We start from the raw sequence: 14,067 nt of genomic DNA on the forward strand, positions 1-14,067 counted from the left end.
CCATGATCCGCCCACCTGCCCCCTCCACCGCCCCCGGCGCGCTGCTGGCCGTGTTCGCCCTGGCCCTGCTGTGCCTGTCCGGCCCCTTTGCCCTCCTGATGGTCGATCCGGGTGACTATGTGCTGCAGCCGTGGGCCTGGTGGCAAGCTGACAGCATCTCTGCCCAGATCCTGCAGCTCGGCACCGCGCTGTGCCTGCTGGTGGCCGCCGGTCTGGCCCTGCGCCCCACGCCCGGCCGCTTCCGCACCGCAGTGCTCACCACCCTGGCGCTGGCCGGCGCCCTCGGTCTCATCGCGCTCGCGCCCACCGACGAGAGCCGTGTGCCCGGTCACGCCTACTGGCTGGCCACGATGGCCCTGATGCTGCTGGCCGTGGTCACCGTCCAACGCGTCGCCGCACTGCCCCTGCCGCGCTGGCTGGCCCCCCTCACCGCCGGACTGTTCGGACTGTGGATGCTGCTGCTGTGGGAACAGCTGGTCACTGCCTTCGCCGTGCCCCGTGTGCTGCTGCCGCCGCCCTCGGCCGTCGTTCTGGCCCTGTGGGAACATGCCGCCACCCTGTGGGGTGACCTGGTGCAGACCGTGGGCAAGGCCGTGTTGATTGGCTACGCGCTGGGCTGCGGCCTGGGCGTGCTCACCGGCATCGCCATCGACCGACTGCCCTTCCTGCAACGCGGCCTGCTGCCGGTGGCCTCGCTCACCAGCACCATTCCGCTGGTCGGCATCGCCCCCATCGCCGTGATGTGGTTCGGTTTCGACTGGCCCTCCAAGGCCGCCGTCATCGTGCTGATGACCTTCTTCCCGACCCTGGTCAGCACCCTGGCCGGCCTGGGTGCGGCGGGCAAGCTCGAGCGCGAGCTGATGCATTCGTATGCCGCCAGCTACCGCCGCACCCTGCTCGACCTGCGCCTGCCCGTGGCACTGCCCTTCATCTTCAATGCCCTGAAGGTCAACGCCACCCTGGCCCTGATCGGCGCCATCGTGGCCGAGTTCTTCGGCTCGCCCACGCAGGGCCTGGGTTTCCGCATCTCCACCGAAGCCTCGCGCATGAACATGCCCCTGGTGTGGGCCACCATCGTCGTGGCCAGCGCGGTCGGCATGCTCGCCTACAGCGCCCTGAGCCGCCTGGAGCGACGCGTCAATTTCTGGCACCCCTCGGTGCGTTCCGCCTGATTTTGTCCCACCCCTCGTCCTACAGGAGCTCTCGATGAACCGTCCTCTGTCTTCCACGTTCCGGCTGGCCCTGGTTGCGGCCGCCGCCGCCCTCAGCGTCGGGGCCCACGCCGCCGAAAAGGTCACCGTGCAGCTCAAGTGGGTGCCCCAGGCTCAGTTTGCGGGCTACTACGTCGCCCAGGCCAAGGGCTATTACAAAGACGCCGGCCTGGACGTGACCATCAAGCCCGGCGGCACCGATGTCTCGCCCGTGCAGGTGCTCGCCGGCAAGTCCGCCGACGTCATCGTCAACTGGATGCCCGATGCCCTGGCCGCCCGCGAAAACGGCGTGCCCCTGGTCAACATTGCGCAAATTTTCGACAAGTCCGGGATGATGCTGACCTGCAAGAAGGCCAGCGGCGTGCACAGCCCCAAAGACCTCAAGGGCAAGACCCTGGGCGTCTGGTACGGCGGCAACGAATACCCCTTCCTGAGCTGGATGAGCCAGCTCGGCCTGCAACCGGGCAAGGACATCACCGTGCTCAAGCAGGGTTTCAACGTCGACCCGCTGCTGCAAAACCAGGCCGCCTGCATCTCGACCATGATCTACAACGAGTACTGGCAGGTGGTGGACGCCGGCGTGAAACAGTCCGACCTGGTGACCTTCTTCTACCAGGACCAGGGCGTGGCCTCGCTGGAAGACGGCCTGTACGTGCTCGGCCCCAACCTGCGTGACAAGGCTTTTGTGGCCAAGATGGCCAAGTTCCTCAAGGCCAGCTTCAAGGGCTGGAACGACGCCGTGAAGAACCCGGCCGAAGCCGCCAAGATCGTCGTGGCCAACGACACCTCGGGCAGCGCCAGCCTGGCCGTGCAGACCCGCCAGATGGAGAACGTGGCCAAGCTGATCAGCAACGCCAACACCCCGAAGATGGGCTACCTGGACCCGGCCGCGTACGAGCGCACCATCAAGGTCCTGATGGCCGGCGGCAGCGCCCCCGTCATCAAGAAGGACCCCGGCAAGGCCGCCATGACCCACCTGGTGTGGGAGCAGGCGGCAAAATAAGGGCATGAGCCGCAGCACGCCCACCTCCCGACGCCAGACCCGACAGGTCAACGAGTCCGTGATCTTGCGTGCTGCGGAGCGGGTTTTTGCCCGCGCCGGCTTCGAAGGGGCCACCATGGCCGACATCGCCGACGAAGCCGGCCTGCCCAAGGCCAATCTGCACTACTACTTCGGGGCCAAACGCGCGCTCTACCGCGCCGTGCTCGACGCGGTGCTGCACGACTGGCTGGGTCCGCTGGAGGCCGTCACGCCCGAAGCCGACCCGCGCACGGCGCTGTGCCACTACATCGAACTGAAGATGGCCCTGGCCGCCGAGCGCCCCCACGCCTCCCGCGTGTTCGCCAACGAACTGCTGCACGGCGCCCCCGTGGTGCTCGACCTGCTGCGCACCGACCTGCGCCAACAGGTGCTGGCCAAGGCCGCCGTCATCGACGGCTGGATCGCCGCCGGGCGCATGGCCCCGGTCGACAGCGTCCACCTCTTCTTCACGATCTGGGCGGCCACGCAGACCTATGCCGACTTCGACGTGCAGATCCACGCCGTGCTCGGCACCGAGCCTAACCCGGCCACCGACACGCCGCGTGCCACCGCGCACGTCACCAGCCTGATCCTGCGCGGCTGCGGCCTCTGAGCCGCAGCGGGTCGATCACGCCAGGCCACTCCCCCGCAGCCCAGCAGGGCGCTCCGCTCACACCACGCCAGCGCGGTCCAGCATCGCGTGCAGCAGCACGTTGCAGCCGGCTTCCAGGTGGGCAGGCTGGGCATCCTCGATCTCGTTGTGGCTGATGCCATCCTTGCACGGCACAAAGATCATGCCGGCCTGCGCCAGACGCGCCACGTACACCGCATCGTGCCCGGCCCCGGACACGCAGGGCATGTGCGAATAGCCCAGCGCCTCCGTAGCCCGCCGCACCGCCGCCACGCAACCCGCCTCGAAGGGCACGGCCGGGTAATGCGAGACCTCTTCGATCTCCACACGCAGCCCGCTCTCTTCGGCCACCGCTGCCGCAAAGGCGCGGATCTCCGCGTCCATCTGGTCCAGCAGCTCGTTGCTGACATTGCGCAGGTCCATCGAAAACTTCACCCGCCCCGGGATCACGTTGCGGCTGTTAGGGTGCACCTGCACCATGCCCACCGTGCCGCGGCCATGCGGCTGATGGTCCATGGCGACGGCCACCACCTCCTGCATGATGCGCGTGGCCACCTGCAAGGCATCCTGGCGCAAGCCCATCGGGGTCGGGCCGGCGTGCGCCTCCATGCCGGTCACCGTGCAGTCGTACCAGCGGATGCCCAGCACCGCCTCCACCACGCCGATGGTGATGCCATGGTCCTCCAGCACCGGCCCCTGCTCGATGTGCGCCTCAAAGTAAGCCCCCACGGGATGCTGCCCCGGCACCTCGTCACCGATGTAACCGATGCGGGCCAACTCGTCTTTCACGGTCTTGCCCTCGGTGTCCTGCGCCGCGTAGGCGTGTTCCAGCGAAAAGGCGTTGGCGAACACGCCCGACCCCATCATCACCGGCACAAAGCGCGAGCCTTCTTCATTGGTCCAGAACGCCACCTCAATCGGCGCCTCGGTCTCCAACCCCAGGTCATTGAGCGTGCGCACCACCTCCAGGCCGGCCAGCACCCCATAGTTGCCGTCGAACTTGCCACCGGTCGGCTGCGTGTCGATGTGGCTGCCCGTCATGATCGGGGGCAGGACGTTGTTGCGTCCCGCCCGCCGCATGAAGACATTGCCGATCTGGTCCACCGTCACCATCATGCCGGCCTCGCGGGCCCAGCCCACCACCAGGTCCCGCCCCTGGCGGTCCAGTTCGGTCAAGGCCAGGCGGCACACCCCGCCCTTGGGCGTCGCGCCGATCTCGGCCAGGCGCATCAACGATGCCCACAAACGCCCCCCATTCACGCGCACGCCGCTCAGGTCGGCGTGTGTTGCCGTGTTCATGCTTTGCATCTTGCTGACTCCGGTTCAGATCGTGGTGCGCGCCACCGCTTGCGGTGCCGCCAGTGCCGCCTTGCGCGACAGGGCATCGAACACCGGCCCAAACGCCGGCCGCTTCACATAGCGCCCCTGGCCGGGCTCGGCGCGCAAGTCGCCCCGCACATAGGCCAGGCGTCCGCCGCTGAGCGTGTGCGTCGGCACCCCGCGCACCGTGCGCCCTTCGAAGATGTTGAAGTCGCCCTTCGAGTGCTGGGTCGCCACTGACAGCGTCTTGCTGGCCGCCGGGTCCCACACCACCAAGTCGGCATCCGCGCCCACCGCCACGCAGCCCTTGCGCGGATACAGGTTGAACAGCTTGGCCGCATTGGCCGAGGTGACGGCCACGAACTCCGACGGCGTCAGCCGCCCCGTGTTGACCCCGGCATCCCAGATCACGCTCAGGCGCTCTTCCACCCCGCCCGTGCCATTGGGGATCTTGCTGAAGTCCAGCCGCCCCGCGGCCTTCTGCGCCGCACAGAAGGTGCAGTGGTCCGTCGCCGTGGTGTGCAGATGCCCGGCCTGCAAGCCGCGCCACAAGGCCGCCTGGTGCTCGGGCGCGCGAAACGGCGGGCTCATCACATGCGCCGCCGCCACGTTGAAGTCCGGATGCCGGTACACGCTGTCATCGATCACCAGGTGCCCGGCCAACACCTCGCCATACACCCGCTGACCGCGCGCCCGCGCCCGGGCAATCGCCTCGGCCGACTCCGCGCACGAGACATGTACCACATAGATCGGCACATTGAGCACATCGGCGATCGCGATCGCCCGCTGCGCCGCTTCGGCCTCCACCGCCGGCGGGCGCGACAGTGGATGCGCCTCCGGCCCGGTCAAGCCCTGGGCCTTCATCTCCTGCTGCAGCAGGAACACCAACTCGCCGTTTTCCGCATGCACCGTGGGCATCGCGCCCAGCTCCAGCGCGCGCCGGAAGCTGTTCACCAGCGTCTCGTCGTCGGCCATGATGGCGTTCTTGTAGGCCATGAAGTGCTTGAAGCTGTTCACGCCCTCGTCCTGCACCAGCGCGCCCATGTCCCGCCGCACCGACTCGTCCCACCACGTGATCGCCACGTGAAAGCCGTAGTCCGCCGCGGCCTTCTCGGCCCAGCCTCGCCACGTGCGGTAGGCGTCCATCAAGGGCTGCTTCGGATCGGGGATCACGAAGTCGATGATGCTCGTCGTGCCGCCCGCCAAACCGGCCGCCGTGCCGGTGAAAAAGTCATCGGCCGTCACCGTGCCCATGAAGGGCAGTTGCATGTGCGTGTGCGGGTCGATCCCGCCTGGCATCACATACTGCCCGCCCGCGTCGATCACCTCGGCGCCCACCGGCACGTCCAGGTCCTCGCCCACCGCCGCGATCACCCCGTCCACGCACAGCACATCGGCCGTGCGCTCCCCATCGGCATTGACCACCGTGCCACCACGGATCCACACCGCCGGCTGCTTTGCTGTCGTCATCGCACGCTCCTTGTGATGCGACCCGCCTCAAGCGGTCGCCATCGGGTTGTTGGGATGGGCCAGCCAGTTGCGCGGCTCGGCCGGCACCGGCTCACCCGTGCGCAGGTCCACCTCGCCCGGCACCAGGTGCCGCAAGGTGATGCACTCGTCGACCGGGCACACCGACACGCACAGATTGCAGCCCACGCACTCCTCTTCCTTCACCTCGAAGTGGCGCACGCCATCTTTCATCGCGGTGATCGCCTGGTGCGAGGTGTCCTCGCACACCACATGGCAACGCCCGCAGCTGATGCACTTGTCCTGGTCGATCACCGCCTTGGACACGTGGTTCAGGTTAAGGAACTTCCAGTCCGTCACGGTCGGCACCGCACGGCCCACCAGCTCATCCAGCCCTTGAATGCCCATCTCGTCCATGTAGTTGGACAAGCCGCTGCACAGGTCCTCCACGATCTTGAAGCCATGCACCATCGCCGCCGTGCACACCTGCACCGTGCCCGCGCCCAGTGCGATGAAGTCCAGCGCATCGCGCCACGTGCTCACCCCGCCAATGCCCGAGATCGGCAGCCCGCGGGTCTCCGCCGTGCGCGCGATCTCCGCCACCATGTTCAGCGCGATCGGCTTGACCGCCGGCCCGCAGTAGCCGCCGTGCGAGCCCATGCCCGCCGTACTCGGCACCATCGTCAAGGTCGCCGGGTCCACCCCCATGATGGAGTTGATCGTGTTGATCAGCGACACCGCATCGGCCCCGCCGCGCTTGGCCGCCTGCGAGGGCTGACGGATGTCGGCGATGTTGGGCGTCAGCTTCACGATCACCGGTAAGCGGCTGTACTGCTTGCACCACGCCGTCACCATCTCGATGTACTCGGGCACCTGGCCCACGGCCGCGCCCATGCCGCGCTCGCTCATGCCATGCGGACAGCCGAAGTTCAGCTCGATCCCATCGGCCCCGGTGTCTTCCACCCGCGGCAGGATGGCACGCCACGACGCCTCGTTGCACGGCACCATCAGTGACACCACCATCGCCCGGTCCGGCCAGTCCTTCTTCACCTGCGTGATCTCGGCCAGGTTCAGCGCCAAAGGCCGGTCCGAGATCAGCTCGATGTTGTTGAAGCCCAGCACCTTGCGGTCCGGCGACAGCAAGGTGCTGTAGCGCGGCCCGTTCACGTTGACCACCGGTGGGTCTTCGCCCAGCGTCTTCCACACCACGCCGCCCCAGCCCGCCTCGAACGCGCGGATCACATTGGTGGCCTTGTCGGTCGGCGGCGCCGAGGCCAGCCAGAAAGGATTCGGGCTGTGAATGCCCACGAAATTGCTGCGCAGATCGGCCATGATCAAGACTCCGCTTGGAAGGATGCGTGGATGCCCAAGGCGGCCTGCTTGCCCGCCTCAACCGCTTCAACCGTCAGGTCGCGCCCGCCAGTGCAGGCATCGCCGCCCGCCCAGATGCCCGGCAGCGACGTGCGCCCCTGCGCATCGACCACGATCCGGCCATCGCGCAAGAGCAAGCCCGACGTCGTCCACGGCGCCTCCTCCAGACGCTGCCCAATCGCCTTGAGCACCATGTCGGCCGGCAGCGTCACATGCTCACCGCTCGGTCCCCAGCGTCCGTCGCCCAGGTCCTGTTGACACGCAAAGCGCACGCCGCACACCGCCCCACTTTCACCCAGCAGGGTTTCCGGCGCCAGGCCATGGCGGATCGTCACGCCGTTCGTCTGCGCCCAGGCCTGCTCCACCTTCGACGCCGACATCGCCTCCGGCCCACGCCGGTACACGATGCTCACCTCCTCGGCACCCAGCAACTTGGCCTGCACCGCGGCATCCACCGCCGTCATGCCCCCGCCAATCACCAGCACACGGCGCCCGACTGGCAGGGTCGCCCAATCTGACGATTGACGCAGACGCGCGATGAAGTCCACCGCATCGTCCACCCCGGCCAGGCTGTGCTCACCCGCCAGACCCAGTTGACGCACGCCCCCCAGGCCCACGCCGAGGAACACCGCATCGTGCGTGTCCGACAGCGCCTGCAACTGCGCGGCCGTCTCGATGCGCACACCCGTCTGCACCGTGATCCCGCCCACACTCAGCAGCCAGGCGATTTCGCGCTGCGCGAAGTCACCCGCGGTCTTGTAGCTGGCCAGCCCATACTCATTGAGGCCACCCAGCTTGTCATGAGCGTCGATCAGCATCACGGCATGGCCTTGCACCGCCAAGGTGTGCGCACAGGCCAACCCCGCCGGGCCCGCACCCACCACGGCCACCTTGCGACCGGTGTCCGGCGCCCGCGTGAACACCGGGGCGGCGCCGTCCTGCATCACCGCGTCCACCGCATAGCGCTGCAGTCGCCCGATCTCCACCGCCTTGCCTTGCTGGGTCTGACGCACGCACACCGCCTCGCACAGCTCTTCCGTCGGGCACACCCGGGCACACATCCCACCCAGCGGGTTCGCGGACAAGATCGCTTGTGCGGCGCCCCTCACATTGCCATCGGCGATGCGGTGGATGAAGCTCGGCACATCGATACCGGTCGGACAGGCCGTCTGACAAGGCGCATCGAAGCAATACAGACAGCGCTCGGCTTCGATCACCGCCTGCATGGGCGTCAAAGCCGGCGTCTCGGCCGCCTGCAGGCGCTGCGCGTAAGCGGCCGGGGGCAGGCGACCCGGCTGGACATCTTGGAAGGGGCTCTCGGACACGCTGGGTTCTCCTTGCTCGACAACTTGACCAATTGGTCAGGTTTGTGCGGAACCCGTATGCTTAAACCGTGCCAGCCCTTTGCCGCAGGGCGGCGCACACCCACGGTGCAAGCGCCATGAAAAAAGGCGTGCCGGTGATCACCACCAGCACGCCCTCGGGGCATGACCCGGGCCGCACGCGCCATCCCGGCGCATCCGGACCCAGATCGATCAACCCTGGATCTGCTTCAGTAAGGTCGCGGCATCGCTCACGGCATAGCCACCGCCTTGCTCGTCATTGAGCTGCGTCACCACGCCGTCCTTGACCAGCATCGAGAAACGCCCCGAACGCAAGCCCAGACCCTTGGCGCTGAGGTCCAGCACCAGACCCGTGGCCTTGGCGAAGTCGGCACTGCCGTCGGCCAGCATGCGCACCTTGCCTGCGGCCTTCAGCTCGCGCCCCCAGGCACCCATCACGAAGGCGTCGTTCACCGCCACGCACCAGATCTCGTCCACACCGGCCGCTTTGAACGCGTCAGCAGACTCGATGTAGCCCGGCGCATGCTGCACCGAACACGTCGGCGTGAACGCCCCCGGCACACCGAAGATGGCGATGGTCTTGCCGGCCGTCGCCTTGGCGACGTCCACCGGGTTGGGGCCGAGGCTGCAGCCTTCGGTCGCCACATCGATGTACTCGAACAGCGTGCCGCCCGGCAGCTTGTCACCCACTTTGATCATGCGTCTCTCCTGAGAATCCAACAGACAATAAAAAAACCGGCTGCCAGTATCACTGGACAACCGGTTTTCGGCAGCCACACCGGGGCGGAAACCCCGGTGGCGGCGTGGCGATCAGATCACGAAGATCAGACCAGCTCTGCCTTCTGGACCAGACGGGTCACGACCCAGCTCTTGGTCTTGGACAGAGGGCGGCTTTCGCTGATCTCGACCACGTCACCGATTTTGAACTCATTGTTCTCGTCGTGAGCGTGATACTTGCGCGACTTGGCCACGATCTTGCCGTACAGCTCGTGCTTGGCACGACGCTCGACCAACACCGTCACGGTCTTGGCGCGGGCATCGCTGACCACCTTACCCACGAAGGTACGGGTCACTTTGGTTTGAGCTTCCGTCATTGGGCGGCTCCTTTCTTCTCGGTCAGAATCGTCTTGACACGTGCAATGTCGCGACGGGTCTTCTTCAGAGCCGAGTGATCATTGAGCTGCTGAGTGGCACGCTGCATGCGCAGGTTGAAGTGCGACTTCAGCAGGTCCTTGATTTCGGTTTCCAGTGCGGCCACATCCTTGGCGCGCAGTTCAGAGGCTTTCGCCATAACTTTCTCCTTAGCGCCTGATTAGATGCCGAACTGACGGCCGACGAAGGTGGTGCTCAGCGGCAGCTTTGCAGCGGCCAACGTGAACGCCTCACGAGCGAGTTCTTCGGACACGCCCTGGATTTCGTAGAGCACCTTACCGGGCTGAATTTCAGCCACGTAGTACTCCACGTTACCCTTACCGTTACCCATACGGACTTCAGCAGGCTTGTTCGAGATCGGCTTGTCGGGGAAGATGCGGATGAAGATGCGGCCACCACGCTTGACGTGACGGGAAATCGCACGACGTGCAGCTTCGATCTGACGAGCCGTGATACGACCACGCTCCGTGGCCTTCAGGCCGAAATCGCCGAAGGACACATCGGCACCGCGGGTGGCAACACCCGTGTTACGGCCTTTGTGTTCCTTGCGGAACTTGCGACGATTAGGTTGCAACATGTTTATTCTCCTTTCGCTTCGGCGACGGGAGCCTTGCGAACGCGCTTGGCATCAGCGGCAGCAGCAGGCTTGTCGCTGCCGTCAGCCGGTGCGCCATCCGCACGCGGGGCGCCACGGCCAGGGCCGCCACGACCACCAGGACGACGATCGCCACCAGGACGGTCGCTACGAGGACCACGGCGGTTGCGACGATCGTCTTGGCTGTCGTCGCCCTTGAGCACAGGGGCTTCGCCATTGGCCAGACGGTCACCACGGTAGACCCACACCTTCACGCCGATCACACCGTAGGTGGTGTGAGCTTCGGAGGTGCCGTAGTCGATGTCAGCCTTCAGGGTGTGAAGGGGCACGCGACCTTCGCGGTACCACTCGGTACGTGCGATTTCGATGCCGTTCAGACGACCGGCCGACATGATCTTGATGCCTTGGGCGCCCAGACGCATGGCGTTCTGCATCGCACGCTTCATGGCGCGACGGAACATGATGCGCTTTTCCAGCTGCTGCGTGATCGAATCAGCGATCAGTTGAGCATCGACTTCAGGCTTGCGCACTTCTTCGATGTTCACCGAGACCGGGCAATTCAAACGCTTGGCCAGTTCGACCTTCAGGTTCTCGATGTCTTCGCCCTTCTTGCCGATCACCACGCCCGGACGAGCCGAGAAAATGGTGATGCGTGCGCTCTTGGCGGGACGCTCGATCAAGATGCGCGACACAGCCGCGTTCTTGAGCTTCTTCTTCAGGAATTCGCGGACTTCCAGGTCTTCAGCCAGCATCGAGGCAAAGTTGCGATTGGTAGCGTACCAACGCGATGCCCAGTTGCGGGTGACGGCCAGGCGGAAGCCGGTTGGGTGGATTTTCTGTCCCATAGTCAGCCTCTGCTTAGTTGCCCACGGTCACATAAATGTGGCAGGTTGGCTTGCTGATGCGATTGCCACGGCCCTTTGCACGGGCGGTGAAACGCTTCAACGTGGTGCCTTGCTCCACATAAATGGTCTTGACCTTCAGTTCATCGATGTCAGCACCGTCATTGTGCTCGGCGTTGGCGATTGCCGACTCCAGAGCCTTCTTGATGATGCCGGCAGCCTTCTTCTGGGTGAACTCCAGGATGTTCAGGGCTTGGTCCACCTTCTTGCCACGGATCAGGTCAGCGACCAGACGACCCTTGTCGCAAGACAGGCGAACACCGCGAACGATTGCTTTGGTTTCCATCGTCGCTGCTCCTTATTTCTTGGCTTTCTTGTCGCCTGGGTGACCCTTGAACGTACGGGTCAGGGCGAACTCGCCGAGCTTGTGACCAACCATCTGGTCCTGGATGTACACGGGCACGTGTTGCTTGCCGTTGTGCACAGCAATCGTCAGGCCGATGAACTCAGGCAGGATGGTCGAACGACGCGACCAAGTCTTGACGGGCTTCTTGTCTTTGGTTTCGACAGCCTTCTCGACCTTGGCCAACAAGTGATGGTCAACGAACGGACCCTTTTTAAGAGAACGAGCCATTTCAGCCTACCTCTTATTTCTTGCGACGCGAAACGATGAACGTCTGCGTGCGCTTGTTGTTACGGGTACGGTAGCCCTTCGTCATGGTGTTCCATGGCGAGACAGGGACCTGACCTTCGCCAGTGCGGCCTTCGCCACCACCGTGCGGGTGGTCCACCGGGTTCATGGCAACGCCACGAACCGTCGGGCGGATACCCTTCCAGCGGATGGCACCGGCCTTACCGTATTGACGCAGGCTGTGCTCTTCGTTGCTCACTTCACCCAAAGTGGCGCGGCATTCGATGTGGACCTTGCGGACTTCACCCGAGCGCAGGCGAACCTGAGCGTAGGTGCCTTCACGGGCCATCAGAACAGCGGACGTACCAGCCGAACGAGCGATCTGACCGCCCTTGCCAGGCTTCAGTTCGATGTTGTGGATGGTCGAGCCCACGGGGATGTTGCGGATCGGCAGCGCGTTGCCGGCCTTGATCGGGGCTTCCGAGCCGCTGATCACGGTGGCGCCAGCTTCCAGACCGCGGGGAGCGATGATGTAGCGACGCTCGCCGTCGGCATAGCACACCAGAGCGATGTGAGCCGTACGGTTCGGGTCGTACTCGATGCGCTCGACCTTGGCGGGGATGCCATCCTTGTTGCGGATGAAGTCGACCACGCGGTAGTGGTGCTTGTGACCACCGCCCTTGTGGCGGATCGTGATGTGACCGTTGTTGTTACGGCCAGCATTCTGGATCTGCGGCTCCAACAGCGCAGCGTGAGGCGCGCCCTTGTGCAGGTGCTTGTGAACCACCTTCACTACGCCACGACGGCCTGGGGAAGTAGGTTTGAGTTTAACGACGGCCATGATTACGCAGCCTCCCCGGAGAAGTTCAGCTCTTGACCGGCAGCCAGAGACACGAAGGCCTTCTTGGCGTGGTCGCGGCGACCGATACGGCCACCAAAGCGCTTGGTCTTGCCCTTCTGGTTCAGGACTTGCACGGACTTCACTTCGACCTTGAACAGCAGCTCGACAGCGGCCTTGATCTCGGGCTTGGTGGCATCGCGCATCACCTTGAACAGCACTTGGCCGCGCTCTTCAGCAGCGGCAGTGGCCTTTTCCGAAATGATCGGAGCGACCAGCACCTTCAGCAGGCGGGCTTCATCAAATTTCAGAGTGCTCATGCGAACATCTCCTGCAGCTTGGCGATCGCACCCTTGGTGACCACGACCTTCTTGTAGAAGACCAGGGACAGGGGATCGGCGTAACGGGGCTCAACCACCAGCACATTGGGCAGGTTGCGAGCAGCCAGGAACAGGTTTTCGTTGACTTCGTCAGCGATCACCAGGACGTGGTCCAGGTTCATGGCCTTCAGCTTGGCAGCCAGCAGCTTGGTCTTGGGGGCTTCGATCTCGATCGAATCCACCACGGCCAGACGGCCTTCGCGGGCCAGTTGCGAGAAGATGGCGGCCATACCGGCGCGGTACATCTTCTTGTTGACCTTGTGCGAGAAGTTTTCGTCAGGGCTGTTCGGGAAAATCCGACCGCCCCCACGCCACAGAGGCGAGGACGTCATACCGGCACGAGCGCGACCGGTGCCCTTTTGGCGCCAGGGCTTCTTCGTGGAGTGCTTGACGGTTTCGCGGTCCTTCTGGGCGCGCGTACCTTGGCGAGCGTTGGCTTGGTAAGCAACAACGACCTGATGGATCAGGGCTTCGTTGTAGTCACGGCCGAACACGGTGTCGGATGCTTCAACCTTGGAAGCAGCCTGACCTTGCTCATTGAGGAGCTCGAGCTGTGCCATCAGTTGGCTCCTTTCTTGCTCTTGACCTTCACGGCGGGACGCACGGTGACGAAGCCACCCTTGGCGCCCGGCACCGCGCCCTTGACCAGCAGCAGTTGACGAGCTTCGTCAACGCGCACGATGTCGAGGTTCTGCGTGGTGACGGTCTCGTCACCCATGTGGCCGGTCATCTTCTTGCCGGGGAACACGCGACCAGGATCCTGCGCCATCGAGATGGAGCCAGGAACGTTGTGCGAACGCGAGTTACCGTGCGAGGCGCGCTGCGAACCGAAGTTGTGGCGCTTGATGGTACCGGCGTAACCCTTACCGATCGAGGTGCCTTGCACGTCGACCAGTTGACCTGCCTGGAACAGGGCGGCGGGAGCAATGCTGCTGCCGGCCTTGTACTCGGAGGCGACTTCGGGAGCCACGCGGAATTCCTTGGTGACTTCACCGGCTTCCACGCCAGCTTTGGCGAGGTGACCGGCTTCAGGCTTGGTCACGCGCGAAGCTTTGCGCGCACCGAACACCACCTGCACTGCGGTGTAGCCGTCAGTCTCTACGGTTTTGACCTGGGACACACGGTTGTTGGACACATCCAGCACCGTCACAGGAACAGCGTCGCCGTCCTCCGTGTAGATGCGCATCATGCCCACCTTGCGGCCCAGCAATCCGAGGCGATTGCTAAGACTCATGGTTTTTTCTCCAGCCCCACATGGGGGCCTT

The 14,067-nt window shown here is 64.9% G+C and carries 18 protein-coding genes; 3 read left to right on the forward strand and 15 right to left on the reverse strand.

Going from position 1 to position 14,067, the window contains the following annotated elements; genetic code table 11:
- The first annotated feature begins 2 nt into the window (after window positions 1–2).
- The 3 genes from AC3WW4_RS00365 to AC3WW4_RS00375 are packed head-to-tail and all read left to right on the forward strand — an operon-like array spanning window position 3 to window position 2,845.
- Window positions 3–1,172 carry an ABC transporter permease gene (locus AC3WW4_RS00365; protein ID WP_488826369.1) on the forward strand — a complete coding sequence of 390 codons (1,170 nt, stop codon included), beginning with the start codon at window positions 3–5 and terminating at the stop codon, window positions 1,170–1,172.
- 34 nt (window positions 1,173–1,206) lie between these two features.
- Window positions 1,207–2,214: an ABC transporter substrate-binding protein gene (locus AC3WW4_RS00370; protein ID WP_488826370.1), complete on the forward strand. Its 1,008-nt coding sequence runs from the start codon at window positions 1,207–1,209 to the stop codon at window positions 2,212–2,214.
- A gap of 4 nt (window positions 2,215–2,218) precedes the next feature.
- Window positions 2,219–2,845 carry a TetR/AcrR family transcriptional regulator gene (locus AC3WW4_RS00375; protein ID WP_488826371.1) on the forward strand — a complete coding sequence of 209 codons (627 nt, stop codon included), beginning with the start codon at window positions 2,219–2,221 and terminating at the stop codon, window positions 2,843–2,845.
- Window positions 2,846–2,902: 57 nt separating this feature from the next.
- Here AC3WW4_RS00375 and AC3WW4_RS00380 read toward each other — a convergent pair whose 3' ends face one another.
- The 15 genes from AC3WW4_RS00380 to rplC all read right to left on the reverse strand — a co-directional run bounded on the left by AC3WW4_RS00380 (window position 2,903) and on the right by rplC (window position 14,036).
- A complete protein-coding gene (locus tag AC3WW4_RS00380) occupies window positions 2,903–4,162 on the reverse strand; it encodes a Zn-dependent hydrolase (RefSeq protein ID WP_488826372.1) in 1,260 nt (419 codons plus the stop codon).
- A 24-nt stretch (window positions 4,163–4,186) separates the two neighbouring features.
- Entirely contained in the window at window positions 4,187–5,653 is a 1,467-nt protein-coding gene (hydA, locus tag AC3WW4_RS00385) for a dihydropyrimidinase (protein WP_488826373.1), read from the reverse strand.
- Window positions 5,654–5,680: 27 nt separating this feature from the next.
- Window positions 5,681–6,982, reverse strand: a complete 1,302-nt coding sequence (preA, locus tag AC3WW4_RS00390) for an NAD-dependent dihydropyrimidine dehydrogenase subunit PreA (RefSeq protein ID WP_488826374.1) — start codon at window positions 6,980–6,982, stop codon at window positions 5,681–5,683.
- Between the two features lie 2 nt (window positions 6,983–6,984).
- Window positions 6,985–8,346, reverse strand: coding sequence for an NAD(P)-dependent oxidoreductase (locus AC3WW4_RS00395; protein ID WP_488826375.1), 1,362 nt, complete (start codon window positions 8,344–8,346; stop codon window positions 6,985–6,987).
- Window positions 8,347–8,556: 210 nt separating this feature from the next.
- Window positions 8,557–9,063: a peroxiredoxin gene (locus AC3WW4_RS00400; protein WP_488826376.1), complete on the reverse strand. Its 507-nt coding sequence runs from the start codon at window positions 9,061–9,063 to the stop codon at window positions 8,557–8,559.
- A 125-nt stretch (window positions 9,064–9,188) separates the two neighbouring features.
- A complete protein-coding gene (gene rpsQ, locus AC3WW4_RS00405) occupies window positions 9,189–9,458 on the reverse strand; it encodes a 30S ribosomal protein S17 (protein WP_320363549.1) in 270 nt (89 codons plus the stop codon).
- The gene (rpmC, locus tag AC3WW4_RS00410; RefSeq protein ID WP_290641303.1) at window positions 9,455–9,655 is read right to left on the reverse strand and encodes a 50S ribosomal protein L29; all 201 of its coding nucleotides are present in this window, start codon (window positions 9,653–9,655) and stop codon (window positions 9,455–9,457) included. The genes rpsQ and rpmC overlap by 4 nt, the downstream gene beginning before the upstream one ends.
- A gap of 21 nt (window positions 9,656–9,676) precedes the next feature.
- Complete coding sequence (rplP, locus tag AC3WW4_RS00415) at window positions 9,677–10,093, reverse strand: 50S ribosomal protein L16 (RefSeq protein WP_488826378.1); 417 nt, start codon at window positions 10,091–10,093, stop codon at window positions 9,677–9,679.
- 2 nt (window positions 10,094–10,095) lie between these two features.
- On the reverse strand, window positions 10,096–10,956 hold the full coding sequence (gene rpsC / locus AC3WW4_RS00420) for a 30S ribosomal protein S3 (protein WP_488826379.1): 861 nt from the start codon (window positions 10,954–10,956) through the stop codon (window positions 10,096–10,098).
- A 13-nt stretch (window positions 10,957–10,969) separates the two neighbouring features.
- Window positions 10,970–11,299, reverse strand: a complete 330-nt coding sequence (gene rplV, locus AC3WW4_RS00425; RefSeq protein ID WP_290641308.1) for a 50S ribosomal protein L22 — start codon at window positions 11,297–11,299, stop codon at window positions 10,970–10,972.
- A gap of 12 nt (window positions 11,300–11,311) precedes the next feature.
- Window positions 11,312–11,587, reverse strand: a complete 276-nt coding sequence (gene rpsS / locus AC3WW4_RS00430) for a 30S ribosomal protein S19 (RefSeq protein WP_290728966.1) — start codon at window positions 11,585–11,587, stop codon at window positions 11,312–11,314.
- Window positions 11,588–11,600: 13 nt separating this feature from the next.
- Window positions 11,601–12,425 carry a 50S ribosomal protein L2 gene (gene rplB, locus AC3WW4_RS00435; RefSeq protein ID WP_300157777.1) on the reverse strand — a complete coding sequence of 275 codons (825 nt, stop codon included), beginning with the start codon at window positions 12,423–12,425 and terminating at the stop codon, window positions 11,601–11,603.
- Between the two features lie 2 nt (window positions 12,426–12,427).
- The gene (gene rplW, locus AC3WW4_RS00440; RefSeq protein WP_300157779.1) at window positions 12,428–12,742 is read right to left on the reverse strand and encodes a 50S ribosomal protein L23; all 315 of its coding nucleotides are present in this window, start codon (window positions 12,740–12,742) and stop codon (window positions 12,428–12,430) included.
- On the reverse strand, window positions 12,739–13,362 hold the full coding sequence (gene rplD, locus AC3WW4_RS00445) for a 50S ribosomal protein L4 (RefSeq protein WP_290728972.1): 624 nt from the start codon (window positions 13,360–13,362) through the stop codon (window positions 12,739–12,741). Before rplD ends, rplW begins: the two co-directional genes overlap by 4 nt.
- Window positions 13,362–14,036 carry a 50S ribosomal protein L3 gene (gene rplC / locus AC3WW4_RS00450; protein WP_488826380.1) on the reverse strand — a complete coding sequence of 225 codons (675 nt, stop codon included), beginning with the start codon at window positions 14,034–14,036 and terminating at the stop codon, window positions 13,362–13,364. The genes rplD and rplC overlap by 1 nt, the downstream gene beginning before the upstream one ends.
- Window positions 14,037–14,067 lie beyond the last annotated feature (31 nt).

It is taken from the genome of Aquabacterium sp. TM01 (assembly GCF_057808345.1).

Excerpts from the sequence above, each read along its gene's own strand:
- AC3WW4_RS00365 (WP_488826369.1), top strand. The coding sequence starts at position 3 with ATGATCCGCCCACCTGCCCCCTCCACCGCCCCCGGCGCGCTGCTGGCC.
- AC3WW4_RS00370 (WP_488826370.1), top strand. The coding sequence starts at position 1,207 with ATGAACCGTCCTCTGTCTTCCACGTTCCGGCTGGCCCTGGTTGCGGCC.
- AC3WW4_RS00375 (WP_488826371.1), top strand. The coding sequence starts at position 2,219 with ATGAGCCGCAGCACGCCCACCTCCCGACGCCAGACCCGACAGGTCAAC.
- AC3WW4_RS00380 (WP_488826372.1), bottom strand. The coding sequence starts at position 4,162 with ATGAACACGGCAACACACGCCGACCTGAGCGGCGTGCGCGTGAATGGG.
- hydA (WP_488826373.1), bottom strand. The coding sequence starts at position 5,653 with ATGACGACAGCAAAGCAGCCGGCGGTGTGGATCCGTGGTGGCACGGTG.
- preA (WP_488826374.1), bottom strand. The coding sequence starts at position 6,982 with ATGGCCGATCTGCGCAGCAATTTCGTGGGCATTCACAGCCCGAATCCT.
- AC3WW4_RS00400 (WP_488826376.1), bottom strand. The coding sequence starts at position 9,063 with ATGATCAAAGTGGGTGACAAGCTGCCGGGCGGCACGCTGTTCGAGTAC.
- rpsQ (WP_320363549.1), bottom strand. The coding sequence starts at position 9,458 with ATGACGGAAGCTCAAACCAAAGTGACCCGTACCTTCGTGGGTAAGGTG.
- rpmC (WP_290641303.1), bottom strand. The coding sequence starts at position 9,655 with ATGGCGAAAGCCTCTGAACTGCGCGCCAAGGATGTGGCCGCACTGGAA.
- rplP (WP_488826378.1), bottom strand. The coding sequence starts at position 10,093 with ATGTTGCAACCTAATCGTCGCAAGTTCCGCAAGGAACACAAAGGCCGT.
- rpsC (WP_488826379.1), bottom strand. The coding sequence starts at position 10,956 with ATGGGACAGAAAATCCACCCAACCGGCTTCCGCCTGGCCGTCACCCGC.
- rplV (WP_290641308.1), bottom strand. The coding sequence starts at position 11,299 with ATGGAAACCAAAGCAATCGTTCGCGGTGTTCGCCTGTCTTGCGACAAG.
- rpsS (WP_290728966.1), bottom strand. The coding sequence starts at position 11,587 with ATGGCTCGTTCTCTTAAAAAGGGTCCGTTCGTTGACCATCACTTGTTG.
- rplB (WP_300157777.1), bottom strand. The coding sequence starts at position 12,425 with ATGGCCGTCGTTAAACTCAAACCTACTTCCCCAGGCCGTCGTGGCGTA.
- rplW (WP_300157779.1), bottom strand. The coding sequence starts at position 12,742 with ATGAGCACTCTGAAATTTGATGAAGCCCGCCTGCTGAAGGTGCTGGTC.
- rplD (WP_290728972.1), bottom strand. The coding sequence starts at position 13,362 with ATGGCACAGCTCGAGCTCCTCAATGAGCAAGGTCAGGCTGCTTCCAAG.
- rplC (WP_488826380.1), bottom strand. The coding sequence starts at position 14,036 with ATGAGTCTTAGCAATCGCCTCGGATTGCTGGGCCGCAAGGTGGGCATG.